Origin of the sequence: Streptacidiphilus carbonis, assembly GCF_000787775.1 — a bacterium.
In the GTDB taxonomy this organism is placed as follows: domain Bacteria; phylum Actinomycetota; class Actinomycetes; order Streptomycetales; family Streptomycetaceae; genus Streptacidiphilus; species Streptacidiphilus carbonis.
On sequence record NZ_BBPM01000016.1, the window covers coordinates 58,239 to 75,744 of the forward strand.

Genomic DNA, 17,506 nt, shown 5'->3' on the forward strand with positions numbered 1-17,506 from the left:
CGGTGGCGCTGTATCCGCGTTCGATCCAGGACCGGTTCGCGGCCACGGTCGCGGACATGCTGCGCCGCCTGCGTGTCCTGGAGTCGCGTACCGCGTGCATCGATTCGGGGTTTCCGCTGGCGGCGCTGCCTGCGGTGATCGACCCGGCGTACACCTCGGGCGACCCGAGTGTGCTCATCAACGGGGCGACGACTCTGTCCGGGCCCTACCAGCATGTTGCCGCCTACACGCCGGTGGCGTCCGATGCGGTGCTGGTGCTGCCGGTGGGTGCCACACAGACCTATGTGATCTTGGGGAAGTTGACATGACGGCAAGCACGTTCGGGGCGCAGAGCAAAGTCAGCAAGACGGGGGACACGATGACCGGCCCACTGGTACTGCCCGCGATACAGGTGACGACGGGCCCGGCAATGGGCAGCGTGCTGACGTCCGACGCGGCGGGCAACACGTCCTGGCAGGCCGCCGACACGGTACCCGTCACCGCGTACCACGCCGACCCGACCGGTGCCACGGACTCGACCACTGCGATCCAGAACGCCGTGAACGCCGCCGTCGGACCGGTGTACTTCCCGCCCGGCACCTACCTGATCAGTGCGGCGATCACCCTGCCCGACAAGGCCGTGCTCGTGGGTGCCGGGTCCGGCACCTACACGCACGACACCGGCGCCATGGTGTCGATCATCAAGTTGGCCAACGGCGCGAACTCCAGCATGTTCACGATCCCGACCGGCCACGGCTCCGGCCGGATCACGGACCTGCAGCTGAACGGCAACAAGGCCAACCAGACGGGTGGCGGCTCGGCGATCCTGTTCACCGCCGGGAGTTCCGCCGAGGAAGCCCAGTGGCACCTGACACGGCTGTACGTCCACGACGCGTTCAGTTCGGGCATCGAAACGCAGCAGTTCCGCCAGAACAACAAGATCACCGAGTGTGTGGTGTACAACTGCGGCGGCTACGGCGTCAACTGCTCCGGCTCGGACAGCCTCGTCGCGAACTGCACCATCGGCCAGAACACCCTCGACGGCATCCTCACCAGTTTCGTCACCCACGTCCAGGGCTGCGACGTGTGGGGCAACCGCACCGGCATCAACGTCCCCGCCGCCATACGCGGCGTGGAGATCAGCAACTGCGGCGTGGACCGCAACCTGCAGCACGGCATCTACATCGCCGGATCCAGCGTCGACGTGGTCGCGTGCACGCTGCACAGCAACGGGCAGGCCGCGAACAACACCTACGGGTCGATCACCGTCGACGACACGTTCGGGGCCGTCGACTCGGTCACGATCGGGCACTGCAATTTCTGGCTCGACGCCGGGTACACGAACCTGCCGAACTACCACATCGAGCTGAAGACGGTCACGTCGCTGGCGCAGGTCACGGTGTGTTCGTTCAAGTCGGGCAGCTACGCCAGCGGAACGATCAACACCCCGGCCCAGGCCGCAGTGACACTACCCGGCGTGGTGTCCACGGGCCTGCTGTCGGCGAACGGCGGCACCACCACCGCCGGGTCCGCGCCCACGCTGACGCCGACGTTCGCGAACGGCACCGCCGCGCAACTGTCGGACACAACCCGCGACTACATGGTGTACCTGACGGTCGGCACCGCGGGCACGGCGAACACGCTGGCGATCGGCCCGACCAGCACCCCGTCCCACACCCTGATCAGCAGCTCCACGGCGACGGCGGGCCAGATGATGGTCGTGCGCCTGCCTGCCGGCTGGTTCCTGAAGTGGTCCGCGACGACGGCGACCCTGGCGACGCAGACCGCGGTCGGCTGCTGACGACCCTGCCGTGTCTGAGCGGGCTGGCACCACAAGCGAGGGGGCGAAGTGGCCGATGACCCCACGGCTAATGAAGTCGCCTGGCGGTTGCAGAACCACGAGCAGCGCACGGACCGGATCCACGGCGAGCTCGACACCAGGATCACGAACCTGGCCCGCGACACCGTGTCGACGACGGCGTTCGCGGAGGCGCAGCGGATCCGGGACGTTGAGGCACAGCGCCTGGAGCGGGAGCACGACGAGGACCTGCGCCAGTTGCGGGACGACGTCATCAAGCCTCTGCGGGACGACGTGGAGACGCTGAAGAAACGCCCCGGGATGACGCGCCGGGAGCTGTGGCTGGTCCTGGGCGTGGTGGTCGGCTTCATCGGGGTCGTCGTGACCGCGTGGGCAGCGTCGAAGGGGGCGGGTAAGTGACAGGGGCCGCCGAGGATAAGCCGCGCTGGATGCCGCAGCTGCAGGCCCTGATTGCCGTCGTGGTGCTGTTGGGCTGCGCATATGTGGTGCTGCAACTGCTGTCGATGCGGTCGACGTTGAATTCGTATGAGCGGTCTCAGACCGCGCAGTCGACGGCGATCACGCAGCTGTCGACGGCCCTGGACAAGACCCGCACCCAGTTGCAGCAGCACGGCGTGACCCCGTCGGCCCCGCCCGCGACCACGATCGTCAAGAACGTCCCCGGAGCGACAGGCGCCGCCGGCCAGAGCGTCGTCGGACCGCAGGGACCGGCCGGCAAGGACGGTGTCAGCCCCGACCCGCAGGCGATCGCGGCCCTGGTCGCCACGATGATCCACCCCTCGCCCGGTCCGTCCGGTCCTCCGGGGAAGGACTCAACCGTGCCTGGGCCGCAGGGTGTTCCCGGGCCGGCGTCGACCGTGGCCGGCCCCCAGGGGGCGCAAGGCGTCCCGGGCAAGGACTCGACGGTTCCCGGGCCGCAGGGGGCCAAGGGAGATCCCGGGGCCGCTGGATCGCCGCCGTCGTCGTGGACGTGGATGTGGACCGATCCGTCGGGGACGACGCACACCTACACGTGCGTGCCGGATTCGCCTGGTGCGACGTCGTTCCACTGCCCGGAGTCGGGCACCTCGACGCCGCCGTCCTCGCCGCCGCCCAGCCCGTCCCCGTCTCCGTCGCCGTCGACGTCGGCCGCGGCGCTGAAGCAGCAGTCGACCTCGAAGTCCCGCACGCCGTCGGCGACGGGGACTGGCCCGAGGTGAGGAGCAGCGTGACTCGTCTTCGCCGTTTCACCCGGCCTGCGATTTTCGGCTTGTCGGACGGCATGATGTCGCTGATCGGCGTGCTCCTGTACCTGCTGGGCCACCAGAATCTGATCTTTCCGGCCGCACTGTCGGGTGCGATCAGTTCGGCGCTGTCGATGGCGGGCGGCGAGTGGCTGTCGGAGTCCGACAGCGGGCTCGGGGCGTCGTGCGTCATGGGCGCCGCAACGGGCTTCGGGGCGGTACTGCCCGCCCTTCCGTATGCGGTGGCGACGGGCACGGCAGCGCTGGTGTCGTCGGTGGTGATCTGCGCGGGCATCGGCGTTCTCGTCGCCCTGATGCGCACCGGCCGCAGCCGACTGCGGGCGCTGGCGGAGACCGGCGCGGTACTCGCCCTGATTTTCGCGGTCGTGCTGATGTGCGGCCTGTTCCTGCCCGGGAGCGCGGCATGAAGAGAAAGGCGGCCAACGGTGGTTGAGACAGGCAGGCACCTGTGGGCTCGGCACCCCCACGTGCGCACCGGCACGGAACTGTCGATCGGAGAGCGCGCCGCCGACGGACTGAAGCACTGGTTCGGCACCTGGACGATGCTCGGTTTCATCATCGCCTCCATCGGGGTGTGGATGGCGCTTGTGGTTGACCCTGGGGAGCTGAAGCTGAACCTGGGGTTGAGCTTCGTGGCCTCTGTGCAGGGCGTGGTCCTGCAGATCGCGGCGAACCGCGGCGACCGCATCAACAGCGAGTTGGCGCTGCACACGTTCCAGAACGGCGAGCAGTTGCTGGAGATCAACCGGCAGCAGTCGGAGATCCTCGCAAAGCTGGCCGACACGCGCCAGCAGGTCGCCGAGCTCCACGCCTGGCACCTTCAGGGGAAGCTCCCGCCGGACACCCTCCAGCCCTGACCCTTTCCCCTTCCGCCCCCGCGCCACCGCCCGGGGGCTTCGTCTTGCTCACCCTCACCCTGGAGGCCGTTGATGGCCGCACCCGTACCGGACCATGTCGTCGTCGCGCACGACCAGGCCGAGTCTCACCGCTACACCGTTCACTACCCGGAGCACGGTTCGCGCCCGGGCGACCCGCACTACCGGGACTTCAACCACTACCACCAGGCCACGAAGCACGACCCCGAGGTGTACCAGTGCGCGGTCGGGAAGCGGCGCGGTGACTTCGCGGACTGCGTCCTGGACAAGCCGCTGGAGTTGCATCACACGCACATCGAGTGGGCGCTGCAGAACGAGGTCGACCTGGCTGCGCTGGAGCGCCAGTACCCGGGTGTGTCGACGCCGGACGAGGTCGGGGCGTGGGTTGAGACAGCGGCCAACCTGGAGTGGCTCTGCCAGTTCCACCATCGCGGGCACGGCGGCGCGCATGTCGCGTCTGCCTCCGATTTTGAAGGTCAGCACTTCGTGAAGGGGCTGATCTCGTGACTGCCGAGCTCGGCGTAGACATCGCGTGGGCGCGCCCGACGGTGGCCCAGATCCAGGCGACCGGCGCGAAGTGGGTCGCCCGCTACTTCTCCACGGACTCGTCGAAGAACCTGACCCCGTCGGAGGTCCACGCCTACTCGGCGGCCGGTCTGGGCACGGTGGTGGTCTGGGAGACGACGACGGGCCGGGCGACGCAGGGCTATGCGGCTGGCGTGTCGGATGCGCGGGCGGCTGAGTCTCAGCGGCAGACGGACGGGCTGCCGTCGAACATGCCGATCTACTTCGCCGTCGACGAGGACACCAGCTGGTCGTCGGTCGCGCAGTACTTCGCCGGTGCGGCCTCGGTCGTGGGCAGGGCCCTGACCGGCGTCTACGGCGGCTTCACGGTGATCGAGGGCGCTCACACCGCGGGCTACACCTACCTGTGGCAGACCGTCGCCTGGTCGGGCGGCCGGTGGTCGTCGCACGCCTCGATCCGTCAGACCGGCGCCATCGTCCTCGGCGGCAACGCGGACATCGACTACGCGGAGACGGCCGACTTCGGCGAGTACCCGCGGCCCATCACCCCCACCCCGACTCCTCCGGAGGACGTTGTGACACCCCAGGACAAGCAGGACATCATCGACGGCGTCGCCGCGAAGCTGGAGTCGGGTTCGACCGGCGGCCAGTTCGACCGGGACCGCATGGCAGGCGCCACGGTGTACTGGCTGCGCCGCGCCCTGGACCCGTCGATCCCGCTGCCGACGGGCAAGGACCTGCCGTCGGTAGTGGGTGAGGTGGCGGCTCTGCGGGCCACGCTGGCGGCGGAGCGGGCGGCTGCCGCGGCGCAGATCGCGACGCTGGAGAAGGCGGTCGCGGCGCTGACGCCTGCGCCCGTGAAGACGAAGTGACCGCGCCGGTTCTGCCAGGCGACTTCGGCCTGATCCCCGTCTCGGGCGTGGGCGGCGGGGCGCTTCGCGTGGCGGAGTTCCTGGACGAGGTGGCGCAGGGACATTGGCGCAGCGCGGATCGGGACTCGCTGTACCGGCATGTCTTCCTGGTCGAGCGGGTGGACGCGGACGGGACGGTGCACGCCTTGGAGGCGTGGCCGGGCGGCGCGCGCCGGAACACCTACCGACTGGACGACCCGCGCATCCTGTGGTCATCGGGCCACTTCGCTCTGACCCCGGAGCAGCGGCAGATCATCGTCGCCTGGGGTGTCGATCATCTCGGCGACGGCTACGCGTGGGACGTGTACCTGCGGCAGGCTGCTGTCCGGCTGCACGTCCCGTTCGCGGCGGCTGCGTTGAAGCGGCAGGTCGAGGACCGCAACGAGTACATCTGTTCGCAGTATCAAGACTGTGCGTACCAGGCCGCGAAGGAGCACGTCTTCATGGACGGGCGCGCCCCTTACGACGTCGCGCCGAACGACCTCGCCGAGGTGCTGCGGGCGAAGTAGTTCGCCCGTTCCCTTTGGGTACGGCACTGCGGGTAGTCGACGCTGGTGTCATGACGATCAGTGATCTGAATGAGCGCCGTCGCCGTGCTGCTGAGCGGGTGTACGACGGATTGATGTGCCCGTGTGGCGACGCGTGGTTCGTGCTGCGGACCGACGATGGTCCGGGCGCGGTCGTGCTCGACTCCGAGGGCACGGTGACCGGGTACTCCGGTGTGCCGCACTGCATGTCCTGCGGGGCCGTCGTGAGCGTTCCCTGAAGAAGTGGCCCGACTTGTCGAAGAAGTCGGCCTACAGTTGAGGCTGCGGTATCCGGGTGGGAGTCCCGGTGAGCGTGATTCGCTCCGCTTGAGAGGCAGCCCCGTCGCCGGATCTCACAGGGGGTCGGACGGTGGACTCCTGTACCGCCTTGTTGCTCCCAATTAGGGGTGGCGCGTAGGGAATGGGTTGTCCGGCGGCCCTCGGCTGCGGCCGTAGCACCGGCGGGCGTCAGCTGCCTGGAAGCTGATCCCTGCCACCCCGCCCTGATAGCCGGTTCGCCCGGCCTTCGGCCCGTCGTCGGCTTCGGCTGACGGCGGGCCGTTCTGCTGTTGGCGGCCGTACGCTGGGGCCGGGTGGACTGCGGTCGACCCCTTGGCCCGTAGGGGCTTGCGCGGGAGGGGCCTGGCTAGGTTCCGGCCGGAGTCGGCCCCTCCCATCGACCCGGAGGACAAAGCCCCCGTCGCTCACCCCTTCCCGGGGTGGGCGAGGGGGGCTTCTTTGTGATGCCCGACACGGAGATACGGGACGCCCGAGGCTGCTCTCCTTGAACGCGCCCCAGCAGGGGAGGCAGCCTCGGATTGTCAGTGCCGGGTGCGAGACTGCCCGGCACCTACACCAGAAAGGAGGTACCCCCGATGTCGAAGAAAGTTCAGCAGGTCGTGATCGGGTATGTCGTCGCGCACGTCATCCACATGCTGTTCAACGAGGAGATCGACGCTTTGGCGCGGAGACGCGGCTGGTCGGCGCAGCAGGTCGAGTTCGCGAAGATAGTGGCCAGCGGTTTGATGCTGGCCGTGTAGTGACTGAATCGCCCGGCCCCGGCGCAATCGGGGCCGGGCGATTCTGCGTGTCTAGGATGCCTCAGCTCTGCTCGCCGCTGCCCCGCGCCGCCTTCTGCCGCGCTTCCTGTATGGCGGGCCACTGTCCCTCGGCCATGGCCTGTCGCATGACGGGGTGCTGGTTCATGGCGGCGAGCGCGGCGACCTGGGCAGCGCGTAGCTGGTCGAGCATGGCGTTGTCTTCGTCGCTCCAGGTCGCTCGGAGCAGGGCTTGGTCGGCGTCGTGGATCACACCGGGCGGGTCGGGGAATCGTTCCTTCTGCTCGGCGGTGACGCGGGCCACGTGCTCGTTGAGCTCGGCTGTGGCCTGGTCGTAGGCGCGCTGGAGCTGGATCAGGTCGTCGGGGATGGGGAGTGCATCGGGCATGGCCGCACCCTACGGCGAGGGTCGGACAATCGTGCGGGAGGCGGGGCCGGGCTACTTGTCCACCCAGGTGACGATGGGGCGTCCGCCCGACGGGGTGTTCATCTTGATCTTGCCGTCATCGACAAGCTCACGCAGCGCCTGCTCGGTCGCTTCCTGGTCGTAGTGCTTGAAGCGACACAGGACAGTGGAGGTCGGATAGGCGATCTCCGTCTTCGCGAACTCCGCCTCGATGGACGCCAGGACATCGGCCTTGATTTCTTGCGGTGTACTCATGGCAGAACGCTATGCCCCGACGCCCTGGCGTGCGCAGCGAAACGGTCACACACCTACCAGCGCCCGGCCTCTGTCGCCCTCCGGCTCGTCCGCCCGCTCCCGGGCGCGCGCGGCCTTCCTCAGCCCGAGCGCTTCCTGGTACTGCTCCAGTAGCGCCCCGTACCGGGCCTGCTGCTCCTCCAGGACGATCCGGCCCCCAGGCAGCGAGCGCACGTAGCTGCGGATCGCCCGGTTCGCTGCCTCGACCAGGCGCTGCGGGTCCACGGCGTCGGGGTCCTCGGGGAGATGGTGCACTGATCCATCATCCCAGTTGGCATAGTCCCCGCACCCCGGAGGAGGCGTCAGCCCAGCGGCGCGAGATCCCAGGCTGCGGCATGCCCCGAAGCGATCACGTCGATCCGCTCGGCGAGGTCGAAGTCGGCGGCCGTCAGCACCCCGCCGGCATCGTGCGTCGTGATCGTGAATCGCACCCCGTCGAACGTCAGGTTGATGTCGGCGTGGTGGTGGGTGAGGCGCGAAATGTCGGCGACGTGGACAATCAGCGCCACCCCGGCGTGATACCGCACCGGCACCAGGCGGGTGATCGTGTCACCGACCCGCTCCCACTGCGGCGGCAGCTGCGCCAGCCGCGCACCGATCTCGTCCTCGGTCAGTGCCACCGGTCCGCTCACGACGCTCCCTCAAGTGCTGGTGCGAGGGCCTCCGACAGCTCCCGCCCGACCGGTGCATCCTGCCACGGCCGCATCGCAACCGACAGGGCAGCCAACTCCCGCCGCATCCTCGCGGATCCGGTCTCGACGGCGATTTGCGCGGCCTGCGCGCCGAGCTCCGCCGCCTGATCCGCTTGCTTCGCCCGGGCGCACACGGTGGCATGGCGGGCCATCCAAACGCCGGTGTCGCGCCGGCCGATACTGGCTGCAGGTGCGATGACCTGCTGCCACAGGGCTGCGGCTTCGGTGTAGGCGCCGAGGCGGCCGTAGCAGGTGGCTCGCTGCACTTCCAGGTAGCCGGGTGTGCGGCGGACGGCGTTGCCCCAGGGCATGTCGTCCTGGACGCGGGCCACCAGGCGTGAGGCTTGGGTGAGGAGGCGGTCGACTTCGGCGCGGTCGCCGGTCAGTGACGCCCCGTGGGCTTGCTGCTGCAGCGCCATCACGCGGACCTTTGGGGCGAGCTGCCGCGGATTGGCGAGCGCGGCTTCGCACAGGTCGGTGACGCCGACGCCGTCGCCCAGGTCGGTGCGGACGGAGGCGTGGTTGACCAGGGCGTAGCCGTACAGCTGCGCGTCGCGGGACCGTGCCGCTATCTCCCCGGTGACGCCGCGCCAGAACGCGGCTGCGGCGAGGTCTCCGGCGTCCTGGTACAGCCAACCGATCAACGCCGCGTAGGCCGCCCCGGAGCGCAGCAGGGCGCGGCGGGTTTCGCCGGAGGCGACACGGGACAGCTTGTCGATCAGGGCGTACTGCTCCGACACCGTGCCGATGAGTTCCAGCGGGCCCAGCATCATGTCCGCGCGGTAGTGGCCCTCCAATTGCTGCTGGAAGTACGGAACCAGCTCGGGGTCCACGACCCGGGCCGGGATGGGCCCGGCAGTGAGCGCGGCGGCCGTGGCCGTCACGAAGGCGCGGCGGTCCACGTCGTCCTCGGTGGCATCTGAGGGATAGTCCTTGGGGGGCTTGAACCCGAGACGGGTCAAGGGCTCACCGATCGCGGCCTCGATGGCAGCCTGGTACTCCTCGCGTGGCCAGCCCGGGTCGTTCGACTCCCACTTGCGGTAGGTGCGTACCGCGACCTCGAAGGAGGGGTCTTCCAGGACGCGGCGCCCGGCGCGGCTGATCGCGGCGGCGGCGGTCTCCTGGGAGCGCCACCCCTGCTTGAGCCGGGCCGCGCGGAGCCGGTTGTTGCCGCCATGTGGTGGATCGTTGCGCGTCATGAGGGTCTCCGCAGGGTGATGCCGCTGAGATGACGGTGAGATGCCGCTGGCGTACCTCGTGGCCGAAATGGCCTACGCACCATGCTGACGTATGTGAGCACAGGGCGTGACCGAACGGTCTCAAAATCACTGAACTGCGCGGAGTTTCCCGGCGAGTCCTTGACCCCGGGGGCGGTTCCACGGTGGCGCGTGTCTCTGGCCGGTTGTCGTATTTCGAGAGCAGCAGGGGGAGCAGTGTCACAGCTAGGCCCGTCGTGGCCCACTTGGCTGGGCCCGATGCCGATCCCGACCCGGGGCACGCGCACGGCCCTGATCACGGTCGGCGGTGACCGCCCGGTGGTCCGCGTCCCCGACGCACTCGGCCTACCTGCCCTGGCGCGCCTGCTGGACGAGGAAGCGGACCGGGGCCTCGTCGGCCCTGTGCTGCATCACCGGCCGTCGCAGGTGACGTACTGGTGGGTGCGGCCGGGCTCCAGCGGCTCCTACCCGGACGGCTGCCGGCTGCTGGCCACGGACGCGCTGGTCGTCGTCCCGGATCCGCACGCCGACCACTGCGCGGTCGCGAGCTGGCTGTTCATGCCCGACCGCGAAGTCCTCACCGGCCCGGCGTGGCTTGCCGCCGCGCTGGATGCCGAGCGTACTTCCACCGCCGCCTGACTCTCACCTTGGAGACACCCTCATGCTCGAGACCTCATCCTTCGAGTCCGTCGACACGCAGTGCGAGATGTGCACCGAGCCGCCGTCCGGCACCGTCGTGCACCGGATAGGAGACGACGGGCCGATCGTCGACCTGGGCCACCTGACCTGCTACGCAGACGCGTTGGAGGCCATGCGGCGGCGCAGGCGCGAAGCTGCGGGGGCGGTGCGGTGATCCGCGACTTCCTCGGCAAGGACCGCCCCACGGATTACCCGCGCCCCGTGCAGCACCTGTCCACGGGCCTGCCCCCACCACCGCCCGAACCGGTCCCGGGCTGTGCCCAATGCGCTCGGCTCGCCCGGGAGACGACCGCCCGGGCGCCGCGGACCGAGCTGATCGACGCCCGCGTGCTACTGCAGCGGCACCTCACCGAGGACCACCAGCCTCCGGCCGGCGAGGGCTGCGAGCAGTGACCGTCGCCGACGCCCTTGACGCCCTCGCCTGGACGCTGGGGCATTGCGGCTGCTGCACGCAGCTCGCCGACGTGACCGCCACGGACGAGCCGGCATGCCGCGGCGAGTACTGCCGGACGTGCCTGACGGCGATCTGGACCCTGGCGCACGAGCGGCTTGCCGAGACTGAGGGCTGCCGGTGAGGGCGGGCTCAGCCGGCTGTGTCGCTGACCCAGGCCTGCCGCAGCAGCCCGTCGCCGACGATGCGCCGCAGGTATGCGTTGATCTGGTCGCGGAACCGTTCCGTCATGTGGTCGCGGTGGACACGCCACACCAGGTCGCCCGCGGTCTCGACGGCGAAGCAGAGCTTCCCGTCGGGCAGCAGGTCCGCGTCGACCAACTCGTAGCGGGCGCGGGCGACACCGCGGCCCTCGTTGCGTTCGGGCGCCACGGCCTCGGTGCTGGCGTCGGGCTGCAGCTGCCACTGGCCCGACTGCATGTGGTACCGCTTCGCCTCGTCGAGGTCGTCGATGAGAGCCTGCGTGATCTCGCCGGGCGCGCACCAGGTGACGATGTTGTCGCCGTCGATGGTGACGCGGCATGCCTCGCCCGGCTCCAGGAGTCCTGGCTCGGCGATGCGGTAGACGGATGCGGGCATGTCGTCCTCCCCTGTGGCGCGGCGCGGGTCCATCACGATGCCAGGTCTGTGATCCACGGGCTAGGGTGCGTCGAGGGCCACGGACGCGACGGAGTCCGCGACAACCTTGTCAATCTCGTCGTCGCTGAGGCCCTCGATGCTCAGGATGACCTTGACCTTCTGGCCGGGCTTCGTGGGGTGCGGGCGCACGATGGCGCGGATGCCCAGCCACTGTTCGATGGCGACGATCGTGACCTCGCGCGGGTCCATGTCCATGCCCGTGGCGAGGGCTTCGAGGCGCATCGGCTTGGGGATCTCATTGAACGTGTTGTTTTCCAGCTGGTTGATCCAGGAACGGGACAGGGTGCTGTCGCCGTCGGGCAGCACGCACGCCTTGGCGAAGGCGTCCAGGTTGATCCCGTTGTCGGTGCGGTAGGCGTGGACCAGGTCGGACAGGTTCGTGCGGGGCGGCGGCTGGGCCATGCGTACCTGCCGTTCGGGGCGTCGGGGTGTGTCCAGGTTTCCGAGACACATGTTCGCTGCTGTTGGGCCATTGCGCCAGCCTTGGCGAAGGCGGGATTTGGAAAATATCCCAAAAATCTAGACACAGGGGCAAAGCCCTGTCACGATCCTTACCGTGCCGTAACGGAAGGCACTCAACCGGATCAGCGATCGGGAGCATCATGTCGGACTTATAGGGCAGTTGAAGCTGTGTCAGTCCTGCGGTTCACCCTCCGCCTCCGGGCACTCCTGCTCCTCGGCGAAGCGCGGCCAGTCCTCGGTGTACAGCCAGAACAGCGGCACTCGCAGGGCACGGGCGATACGGATGTGGAAGCTCAGGCCGAGGTCGCTGGAGCCGGCTTCCATGTGCTGGATCTGGCGGTCGCTGACGCCGGAAAGGTCCCGCAGTGCCTCTTGCCCGAGTCCGCGCCATTTGCGGAGGCCCGCGATGTTGCGGCCGACGCGCTGGATCTCCTGGCGCACGGACGGGTCGATTTGATCTTTCGGCACACAGCAACGCTGGAGGTGGAACCGCTGATAGACCACGAAAAGCTTTTCGGGTTTCTGGATCATGAAAGGGTTCGGCCTCCGCGGTTAGGTGTGCTCGCGGGCCACCCGCCCCGCTAGCGGTCGCATCCCGGCCCCCGCACCGACACCCCACCAACCCCTGTCGACCAGAGGCGCGCACGCCGCGCTCTGACGTCGCAGGCCCACAAGCGGGCTGCGGAAGGCGTTACTCGCGAGGTACGCCGCTCCGCCCATATGACGGAGACGCAGTCCAACAGGCCGCCCCCACCTTCCGGCGGGGGCGGTCGCTCTACTTGAGATTGTCACCCGGACTCAGGTTCTTGTGGGCGTTTCTCGCTCTCTCGGCGCCGGCGCTGGCCGCATACCGGGCCAGCATCTGCCGGGACCGCCAGCCGGTGATCCGCATCAGGTCGTCCTCGTTGCCGCCGTTGACCTTCCACAGGTGCGCGAACGTATGCCTGAACTGGTGCGGGTGGATGTGCCCGAGGCCGGCCTCTTCGGCCCGGCGCTCCAGCATGGTGCCCACGCCCCAGATCGTGAACGGCGCCTTGCTCTTGACCCCGACCCACAGCGGGGCGTCCGGCTCCGTGGAGCAGCCGTGCTTGGACAGGGCGCGCAGGTAGCGGTCGACGGCAGTCGCCGCGGTGCGGCCGATGGGCACCGCCCGCTCGCGGTTGCTCTTCCCCAGCACCCGCAGGACCTGCAGGTCGAGGTCGATGTCGCCGATGCTGCGCGCCGTCAGCTCGGTCAGGCGCACGCCAGTGTCGATGAACAGCATGATGATCGCCAGGTCGCGGCGGGACGCGAAGTCCTTCCCGGAGCAGACGGTGATCAGCGCCTTCAGCGCGTTGTCGGAGATGACGGGCACCTCCTTCTCGCCCGGCGTCGGCGCCCGCATGCTCCGCATCGGGGAGCGGTCGAGCTCCTCCTCGTCGACGAGCCAGTTGAAGAACGTCTTCATCGGCCGGAACCTGACGTTTGCGGACGACGCGGAGGTGGTTTCGATCTCGTGGGTGATCCACGCCTCCAGATGCTCGCGGTGGACGGCGTCCAGAGTTTCGGGCGCGGGTAGGGCGTCGGGCTCCGGCGGCTTGTACGTGAGGATGTAGCGGCGCATCCGCTCGCCGGCCGTGCCGTAGACCTTGAGGGTCTGCTCGGCGACGTTGCGCGATTTCAGGGACCGCTTCCAGGAGTTGAGGAGGGGTCCGAAGTCGAAGGGGGCCGGCTGGTCGCTGCTGCTGAAACTCACGGCTGTGGTCATGTTCGTGAAGGTAGACCACTGACCCCGTTGCTCATAGGCACTTGGCGGAAGAGCGATATGCACAGGCCGGGCGGACTATGATGCTCCGCTGCACTGCTGGTCAGACTGGGTTTGTGCCCCCGGCAGGACTCGAACCTGCGGCCAAGTGCTTAGAAGGCACCTGCTCTATCCACTGAGCTACGGGGGCGGGGCGGGACAGACGCCGGGGTGGTGTGCCGGGCTGGGTCCTGCCGTGGGACAGGATAAGCGCCGGTTGGCTCCGCACCTGGTGTGCCGACGGGGGTGGTGTAGGCCTTAACCCCCGCTTGGGCGGTCTGATAATCGCAGGTGGGATCCTTGGGCGCAGCGGTGCGGGAGCCAAGAGGGCGGGCTGTTGTCCACTCGTTACGGCGCTGCTGCCTCAGCCGTTATGGTCGGGCCGGTTACTGAGCGTGTACGGTCAGGGACCTGCGGGGGAGCTGGCCGCGACCGCCGTGACACACGGGTACGGGCCCCTAAGTACACCCGATCGAGTGAGGGCCTTTTCCACACCCTCCAGGTTGTCCACAGATCCGCGGCCACCGCCACCGCAGGGCGGCGTTCTGCTCCAGGCTGGTTCCCGGACAGCAGCTCACGGGACAGGGGTACGGCGCGATGAACAGCACGCTGGTGACGGTCGTGGGGCATGTGGCCTCGGATGTGCGGTACGCGACCACCGCGAACGGGGTGCCGGTGGCCAGCTTTCGGCTGGCGGCCACCGACCGGCGGTTCGACAAGCAGCGGGAGGTGTGGGTGGACGGGGACACCAGCTTCTACACCGTCTGGTCGTGCTCCTGAACGCCTGACTATAGAATAGCCCGCATGGCTCTCGGGAAACACCCCCTTCGCGTTGTCGGCGTACTTCGATTGAGTAACGAGACGGACGAGTCGACGTCCATCGAGCGACAGCGCGCCCTCGTCAAGAACTGGGCCCAGGCCACCGGGAACGTGATGGTCGGCTGGTCGGAGGACGTGGACGTGTCCGGCGGCATCCGACCATTCGCCCGCCCCGAGCTCGGCCCGTGGCTGGCCACCCCGGAGCGGTTCGACGCCCTAGTCGTATGGAAGCTCGACCGCCTCACCCGACGCGCCGCCCACTTCGTCGAGCTGCGGGACTGGGCCGAAGAGCACGGCATCGCCATCGTCAGCGTGACCGAGGGCTTCGACCTCAGCACCGCCATGGGCAAGATGTTCGCCACGATCATCGCCGCGTTCGCCGAGGGCGAGCTGGAGACCATCCGGGAGCGCACCCGCGGCTCCCATGCCAGGCTCCGTCAGATCGGCCGCTACGCGGGCGCTCCGTGGCCCATGGGCTACCGCGCAGTGGATCTGCCCACCGGGGGCAAGACGCTCGTCCCAGAGCCCGAATACGCCGAGATCCTGCGCGGCATCATCCGCGACGTCACCGAGGGCGTCTCCACCGCCGAGATCGCCCGGCGCCTCAACGCCGCGGGAGTGCTCACCTGGGGCGACAAGCGCGCGGAGCTGCGTGGTGCGGAGCCTGCGGAGACGCGTCAGCGGTGGACTGCGGACGTCGTGCAGCAGATCGTGCGGAACCCGGTCTGCGCCGGCTACCGGACCGAGAAGACCAAGGCGGAGGACGGCCGCTTCCTCCGGGCAGCGAAGATCGTCTATGACGAGGACGGCAACCCCGTGATGGCCACCACCACGCCGGTGGTGACGCCGTCGGAGTGGATGAAGGCCAGGACGGCGATGATGGCCCGCGGCACCACGGTGGAGCGTGCGGCCCGAGCTGAGTCGATGCTGCAGGGCGTCGCCAAGTGCGGCAGCTGCGGTACCAACTTGTACCAGCATCGGCAGACCAAGAAGCTCAAGAGCGGGACCCGCGAGTACTGCTACTACCGCTGCCAGGGCGAACGAAAGGGGCACGACTGCGCCAGCCCCGCCAACATCGACGTCGACTCGGCCGAGCGCGAGGTCGGCGCCGCCCTGCTGTTCATCCTCGGGCAGAGCGAGATCACCCGGCTCGACCATGATCCCGGCGAGGACTACAGCGCCGAGATCATGGAGGCGCGTCGGCGGCTCGACGAGTTGGAGGATGACTACCTGGTGGGCAAGTACGACTCCCCCGAGGGCAAGCGCCGGTACGAGCGGCTGCACGCCCGCGCCTGCGACCAGGTCGACCGGCTGCTCGCCCTGCCGGTACGCCGGGCTTCGACCCGGACCGTGGGCAGCGGGGAGACGTACGGGCAGCGCTGGGAGCGGTGCGACCGACTGGAGCGGCGCGCGTTCTTGCTGGAGCAGGAGTTCGCCGTCACGGTCCACGCTCCGGGCACGCTGGAGCATCCGGTGACCGGGGAACTCAACACGGCCCCCGCGGTCGTCCTGGAGGTCCCTGAGAGGCTTCGTGGGACCCCTGGGGCTCCCGTGTTCACCGTGCCGCCGGGCACTCGACTGGGATAGACACCGAGAACGCGCGCGGCCTGGCAGCACGATTCCTGCCAGGCCGCTCATTCTGCCTACGCCCCGGCCTGGTCCAGCCTTTCGCCGATCTCGGCGACGATCTGGTCGAACGCCTCGTCCTCGTCAGCGCCGGCGGCAACGCGCGCCGCGAGCTCCTCGTCAGCGGTGCGCTCGTAGAGGATCTCTGCAGCGACGTACACCTCGGAGGGCCTGATGCCGGTCCGGTGCGGGAAGTCGGACAGGCCAAAGCTGCGCCAGGCGCGGAGTGCCCCCGCTGCCACCGCAGCCGGATCGTCGGCGTGCAGAGCCGTCGCCAGGCGGGCGAACTCCTTGATCAGCACCTCATCACTATTCATCTGCTCGCCCAGCCACAGAAGCAACTTCGTGCCGGGCTCCGCACCCATACGCCCCTGGACTGCAGCGCCGAGCCAGCCAGCTTCGCGGGCGCGCTGGACCCACCCGCGGACCGTTCCCTTTGGTCGGCCGAGCCGCTCCTCCAAGCGCTGCAGCACTGCCCGGTCCTTCCCGGGCGCGCTCTCTTCCAGGTACACGAGAGCAACGTGACGAAGGAGCTCATCGGTCACGAGCACGCGCCCCGGCGGGATCACGTAGTCATCGGCCGGCCGCGCCGGTCGAATCCCGGTAGTCAGGGCCACGATGTTCGGGTCGTTGACCATGCTCGAGGTGTTCGCGAAGCGCAGCACATCCCCCAGCGGGACGCGCCGGAGCAGCCCATGAGTGATACCCGCACGGCTCGGCGCGGTGATCTCCACCCGAGTGACCACAAGGCCCTGCTCGCCGCGTGAGACATCCCCGGTTGCGCGGAGGTCGCCGCTCCCCCAGGCGAAATGGCAGGCAACTCCCCGTGCAGCCGCATCCGGCTCCGGGCTGCTGATCTGCACGCTCCCGCTCTGGGCCGCGCCGGAGTCGGGCGAGTGCTGGTTGGGGCTCATGGCCGGAGCATCCCACAAGTCGACATGTCGGATCGAGATGCCATCGCCGCATTGGCTAGAACTAGGCAGGTTCGTCTGTCTTGCTAAAGTCGGAAACATAGACGATGATGACTACGTGAAACCTACGCAGCAGATTGCGGAGCTAGTCCACGAGCGCGTGGCCATGCACGCCGACCTGCCAACTCCTGCTCAGCGGCGAGCTTTGCGGGAGGCGGCTGGTCTGTCTCAGGCCGAGGTCGCTCGCATCGTCGGAGTGACCACGGCTGCGGTCGGCCACTGGGAAACGGGTGTTCGTCAGACGCCCCGCAACCCCACGGTCTTCGAGCGATACGTGCAGGTACTTCGAGCACTCCGGGAGGCGATCTGATGGCCGATCAGACCGATTCGCCCCGTTGGTTCGTCGTCATGCCGCTACTCGACAGCGAAGACGGAACCGAGCCGCTGTTCCAGCGCGCAGGCACCTGGCTTCTCGACAGCACGACCGGCTCGATGTACAGCGCCAGCGGCTGGCCCCAGCAGGTCACCAGCACCTTGGCCCACACAGCGGCCTAACCCAGAAAACGGCG

Annotated in this window: 28 protein-coding genes and 1 tRNA gene; 18 read left to right on the forward strand and 11 right to left on the reverse strand. The window is 68.8% G+C overall.

Translation table 11 applies throughout. From position 1 onward, the window contains the following. Window positions 1-2 precede the first annotated feature (2 nt). The 11 genes from TR46_RS15005 (at window position 3) to TR46_RS42315 (ending at window position 6,920) form a co-directional block, all read left to right on the forward strand. Window positions 3-308 carry a hypothetical protein gene (locus tag TR46_RS15005; RefSeq protein ID WP_042400234.1) on the forward strand — a complete coding sequence of 102 codons (306 nt, stop codon included), beginning with the start codon at window positions 3-5 and terminating at the stop codon, window positions 306-308. Further along, entirely contained in the window at window positions 305-1,780 is a 1,476-nt protein-coding gene (locus tag TR46_RS15010; protein WP_084718503.1) for a glycosyl hydrolase family 28-related protein, read from the forward strand. The genes TR46_RS15005 and TR46_RS15010 overlap by 4 nt, the downstream gene beginning before the upstream one ends. A gap of 48 nt (window positions 1,781-1,828) precedes the next feature. Beyond that, a complete protein-coding gene (locus TR46_RS15015; protein WP_152626487.1) occupies window positions 1,829-2,197 on the forward strand; it encodes a hypothetical protein in 369 nt (122 codons plus the stop codon). Window positions 2,198-2,226: 29 nt separating this feature from the next. After that, entirely contained in the window at window positions 2,227-2,997 is a 771-nt protein-coding gene (locus tag TR46_RS41085) for a collagen-like domain-containing protein (RefSeq protein ID WP_152626488.1), read from the forward strand. Between the two features lie 8 nt (window positions 2,998-3,005). Further along, window positions 3,006-3,449 (forward strand): VIT1/CCC1 transporter family protein, encoded by a 444-nt coding sequence (locus TR46_RS15025; RefSeq protein WP_152626489.1) that lies wholly within the window; start codon window positions 3,006-3,008, stop codon window positions 3,447-3,449. Window positions 3,450-3,509: 60 nt separating this feature from the next. Then, window positions 3,510-3,899: a DUF1003 domain-containing protein gene (locus TR46_RS37945; protein WP_052432820.1), complete on the forward strand. Its 390-nt coding sequence runs from the start codon at window positions 3,510-3,512 to the stop codon at window positions 3,897-3,899. 72 nt (window positions 3,900-3,971) lie between these two features. Further along, window positions 3,972-4,424 (forward strand): hypothetical protein, encoded by a 453-nt coding sequence (locus TR46_RS43420; RefSeq protein ID WP_052432821.1) that lies wholly within the window; start codon window positions 3,972-3,974, stop codon window positions 4,422-4,424. After that, the gene (locus tag TR46_RS37950; protein WP_052432822.1) at window positions 4,421-5,314 is read left to right on the forward strand and encodes a glycoside hydrolase domain-containing protein; all 894 of its coding nucleotides are present in this window, start codon (window positions 4,421-4,423) and stop codon (window positions 5,312-5,314) included. The genes TR46_RS43420 and TR46_RS37950 overlap by 4 nt, the downstream gene beginning before the upstream one ends. Continuing rightward, entirely contained in the window at window positions 5,311-5,862 is a 552-nt protein-coding gene (locus TR46_RS15045; protein ID WP_042400260.1) for a hypothetical protein, read from the forward strand. Before TR46_RS37950 ends, TR46_RS15045 begins: the two co-directional genes overlap by 4 nt. A gap of 50 nt (window positions 5,863-5,912) precedes the next feature. Next, window positions 5,913-6,119 (forward strand): hypothetical protein, encoded by a 207-nt coding sequence (locus TR46_RS41090; RefSeq protein ID WP_152626490.1) that lies wholly within the window; start codon window positions 5,913-5,915, stop codon window positions 6,117-6,119. A 636-nt stretch (window positions 6,120-6,755) separates the two neighbouring features. Continuing rightward, entirely contained in the window at window positions 6,756-6,920 is a 165-nt protein-coding gene (locus TR46_RS42315; RefSeq protein WP_161790135.1) for a hypothetical protein, read from the forward strand. Between the two features lie 61 nt (window positions 6,921-6,981). Here TR46_RS42315 and TR46_RS15050 read toward each other — a convergent pair whose 3' ends face one another. Genes TR46_RS15050 through TR46_RS15070 form a run of 5 tightly spaced genes read right to left on the reverse strand, consistent with a single transcriptional unit; the run spans window position 6,982 to window position 9,529 of the window. Next, on the reverse strand, window positions 6,982-7,326 hold the full coding sequence (locus TR46_RS15050) for a DUF8825 domain-containing protein (RefSeq protein ID WP_042400262.1): 345 nt from the start codon (window positions 7,324-7,326) through the stop codon (window positions 6,982-6,984). A gap of 51 nt (window positions 7,327-7,377) precedes the next feature. Beyond that, window positions 7,378-7,599 (reverse strand): hypothetical protein, encoded by a 222-nt coding sequence (locus tag TR46_RS15055; RefSeq protein ID WP_042400265.1) that lies wholly within the window; start codon window positions 7,597-7,599, stop codon window positions 7,378-7,380. A gap of 45 nt (window positions 7,600-7,644) precedes the next feature. Continuing rightward, window positions 7,645-7,893 carry a hypothetical protein gene (locus TR46_RS15060; RefSeq protein WP_042400267.1) on the reverse strand — a complete coding sequence of 83 codons (249 nt, stop codon included), beginning with the start codon at window positions 7,891-7,893 and terminating at the stop codon, window positions 7,645-7,647. Between the two features lie 47 nt (window positions 7,894-7,940). Next, complete coding sequence (locus TR46_RS15065) at window positions 7,941-8,270, reverse strand: 4a-hydroxytetrahydrobiopterin dehydratase (protein ID WP_042400270.1); 330 nt, start codon at window positions 8,268-8,270, stop codon at window positions 7,941-7,943. Further along, window positions 8,267-9,529, reverse strand: coding sequence for an NsdA family TPR-like regulatory protein (locus TR46_RS15070; RefSeq protein WP_042400273.1), 1,263 nt, complete (start codon window positions 9,527-9,529; stop codon window positions 8,267-8,269). Before TR46_RS15070 ends, TR46_RS15065 begins: the two co-directional genes overlap by 4 nt. A 276-nt stretch (window positions 9,530-9,805) precedes the next feature. Between TR46_RS15070 and TR46_RS15075 the strand changes: the two genes are divergently transcribed. The 3 genes from TR46_RS15075 to TR46_RS15090 all read left to right on the forward strand — a co-directional run bounded on the left by TR46_RS15075 (window position 9,806) and on the right by TR46_RS15090 (window position 10,821). Then, entirely contained in the window at window positions 9,806-10,186 is a 381-nt protein-coding gene (locus TR46_RS15075) for a hypothetical protein (protein ID WP_042400275.1), read from the forward strand. A gap of 22 nt (window positions 10,187-10,208) precedes the next feature. After that, window positions 10,209-10,400 (forward strand): hypothetical protein, encoded by a 192-nt coding sequence (locus TR46_RS15080; RefSeq protein ID WP_042400278.1) that lies wholly within the window; start codon window positions 10,209-10,211, stop codon window positions 10,398-10,400. Window positions 10,401-10,635: 235 nt separating this feature from the next. Then, complete coding sequence (locus tag TR46_RS15090; RefSeq protein WP_042400283.1) at window positions 10,636-10,821, forward strand: hypothetical protein; 186 nt, start codon at window positions 10,636-10,638, stop codon at window positions 10,819-10,821. A gap of 8 nt (window positions 10,822-10,829) precedes the next feature. Here the strand turns inward: TR46_RS15090 and TR46_RS15095 are convergent, their stop codons facing one another. From TR46_RS15095 to TR46_RS15115, 5 genes are all read right to left on the reverse strand, one after another. Continuing rightward, window positions 10,830-11,276, reverse strand: a complete 447-nt coding sequence (locus TR46_RS15095; protein ID WP_152626491.1) for a hypothetical protein — start codon at window positions 11,274-11,276, stop codon at window positions 10,830-10,832. A gap of 60 nt (window positions 11,277-11,336) precedes the next feature. Beyond that, entirely contained in the window at window positions 11,337-11,738 is a 402-nt protein-coding gene (locus TR46_RS15100) for a helix-turn-helix domain-containing protein (RefSeq protein WP_042400288.1), read from the reverse strand. A 231-nt stretch (window positions 11,739-11,969) separates the two neighbouring features. Further along, entirely contained in the window at window positions 11,970-12,329 is a 360-nt protein-coding gene (locus TR46_RS15105; RefSeq protein WP_042400291.1) for a helix-turn-helix domain-containing protein, read from the reverse strand. Window positions 12,330-12,573: 244 nt separating this feature from the next. Further along, the gene (locus TR46_RS15110) at window positions 12,574-13,545 is read right to left on the reverse strand and encodes a tyrosine-type recombinase/integrase (protein ID WP_042400293.1); all 972 of its coding nucleotides are present in this window, start codon (window positions 13,543-13,545) and stop codon (window positions 12,574-12,576) included. A gap of 114 nt (window positions 13,546-13,659) precedes the next feature. Next, window positions 13,660-13,732 (reverse strand) — tRNA-Arg (locus tag TR46_RS15115). A gap of 446 nt (window positions 13,733-14,178) precedes the next feature. Between TR46_RS15115 and TR46_RS15120 the strand changes: the two genes are divergently transcribed. Together TR46_RS15120 and TR46_RS37955 are read left to right on the forward strand one after the other, a co-directional pair. Continuing rightward, the gene (locus TR46_RS15120; protein ID WP_052432823.1) at window positions 14,179-14,361 is read left to right on the forward strand and encodes a single-stranded DNA-binding protein; all 183 of its coding nucleotides are present in this window, start codon (window positions 14,179-14,181) and stop codon (window positions 14,359-14,361) included. A 24-nt stretch (window positions 14,362-14,385) separates the two neighbouring features. Further along, on the forward strand, window positions 14,386-15,987 hold the full coding sequence (locus TR46_RS37955; protein ID WP_084718504.1) for a recombinase family protein: 1,602 nt from the start codon (window positions 14,386-14,388) through the stop codon (window positions 15,985-15,987). Window positions 15,988-16,043: 56 nt separating this feature from the next. On the opposite strand, the gene TR46_RS15125 is transcribed toward TR46_RS37955, so the two are convergent. Beyond that, entirely contained in the window at window positions 16,044-16,940 is an 897-nt protein-coding gene (locus TR46_RS15125; RefSeq protein WP_042400296.1) for a hypothetical protein, read from the reverse strand. A gap of 163 nt (window positions 16,941-17,103) precedes the next feature. Here TR46_RS15125 and TR46_RS44260 point away from each other — a divergent pair, with 163 nt between their 5' ends. Further along, a complete protein-coding gene (locus tag TR46_RS44260; protein ID WP_236655341.1) occupies window positions 17,104-17,307 on the forward strand; it encodes a helix-turn-helix domain-containing protein in 204 nt (67 codons plus the stop codon). Next, on the forward strand, window positions 17,307-17,492 hold the full coding sequence (locus TR46_RS15130; RefSeq protein WP_042400298.1) for a hypothetical protein: 186 nt from the start codon (window positions 17,307-17,309) through the stop codon (window positions 17,490-17,492). Before TR46_RS44260 ends, TR46_RS15130 begins: the two co-directional genes overlap by 1 nt. Window positions 17,493-17,506: the final 14 nt, after the last annotated feature.

Excerpts from the sequence above, each read along its gene's own strand:
- TR46_RS15010 (WP_084718503.1), top strand. The coding sequence starts at position 305 with ATGACGGCAAGCACGTTCGGGGCGCAGAGCAAAGTCAGCAAGACGGGG.
- TR46_RS41085 (WP_152626488.1), top strand. The coding sequence starts at position 2,227 with ATGCCGCAGCTGCAGGCCCTGATTGCCGTCGTGGTGCTGTTGGGCTGC.
- TR46_RS43420 (WP_052432821.1), top strand. The coding sequence starts at position 3,972 with ATGGCCGCACCCGTACCGGACCATGTCGTCGTCGCGCACGACCAGGCC.
- TR46_RS41090 (WP_152626490.1), top strand. The coding sequence starts at position 5,913 with ATGACGATCAGTGATCTGAATGAGCGCCGTCGCCGTGCTGCTGAGCGG.
- TR46_RS42315 (WP_161790135.1), top strand. The coding sequence starts at position 6,756 with ATGTCGAAGAAAGTTCAGCAGGTCGTGATCGGGTATGTCGTCGCGCAC.
- TR46_RS15050 (WP_042400262.1), bottom strand. The coding sequence starts at position 7,326 with ATGCCCGATGCACTCCCCATCCCCGACGACCTGATCCAGCTCCAGCGC.
- TR46_RS15055 (WP_042400265.1), bottom strand. The coding sequence starts at position 7,599 with ATGAGTACACCGCAAGAAATCAAGGCCGATGTCCTGGCGTCCATCGAG.
- TR46_RS15070 (WP_042400273.1), bottom strand. The coding sequence starts at position 9,529 with ATGACGCGCAACGATCCACCACATGGCGGCAACAACCGGCTCCGCGCG.
- TR46_RS15075 (WP_042400275.1), top strand. The coding sequence starts at position 9,806 with ATGCCGATCCCGACCCGGGGCACGCGCACGGCCCTGATCACGGTCGGC.
- TR46_RS15080 (WP_042400278.1), top strand. The coding sequence starts at position 10,209 with ATGCTCGAGACCTCATCCTTCGAGTCCGTCGACACGCAGTGCGAGATG.
- TR46_RS15095 (WP_152626491.1), bottom strand. The coding sequence starts at position 11,276 with ATGCCCGCATCCGTCTACCGCATCGCCGAGCCAGGACTCCTGGAGCCG.
- TR46_RS15100 (WP_042400288.1), bottom strand. The coding sequence starts at position 11,738 with ATGGCCCAGCCGCCGCCCCGCACGAACCTGTCCGACCTGGTCCACGCC.
- TR46_RS15105 (WP_042400291.1), bottom strand. The coding sequence starts at position 12,329 with ATGATCCAGAAACCCGAAAAGCTTTTCGTGGTCTATCAGCGGTTCCAC.
- TR46_RS15110 (WP_042400293.1), bottom strand. The coding sequence starts at position 13,545 with ATGACCACAGCCGTGAGTTTCAGCAGCAGCGACCAGCCGGCCCCCTTC.
- TR46_RS15120 (WP_052432823.1), top strand. The coding sequence starts at position 14,179 with ATGAACAGCACGCTGGTGACGGTCGTGGGGCATGTGGCCTCGGATGTG.
- TR46_RS37955 (WP_084718504.1), top strand. The coding sequence starts at position 14,386 with ATGGCTCTCGGGAAACACCCCCTTCGCGTTGTCGGCGTACTTCGATTG.
- TR46_RS15125 (WP_042400296.1), bottom strand. The coding sequence starts at position 16,940 with ATGAGCCCCAACCAGCACTCGCCCGACTCCGGCGCGGCCCAGAGCGGG.
- TR46_RS44260 (WP_236655341.1), top strand. The coding sequence starts at position 17,104 with ATGCACGCCGACCTGCCAACTCCTGCTCAGCGGCGAGCTTTGCGGGAG.
- TR46_RS15130 (WP_042400298.1), top strand. The coding sequence starts at position 17,307 with ATGGCCGATCAGACCGATTCGCCCCGTTGGTTCGTCGTCATGCCGCTA.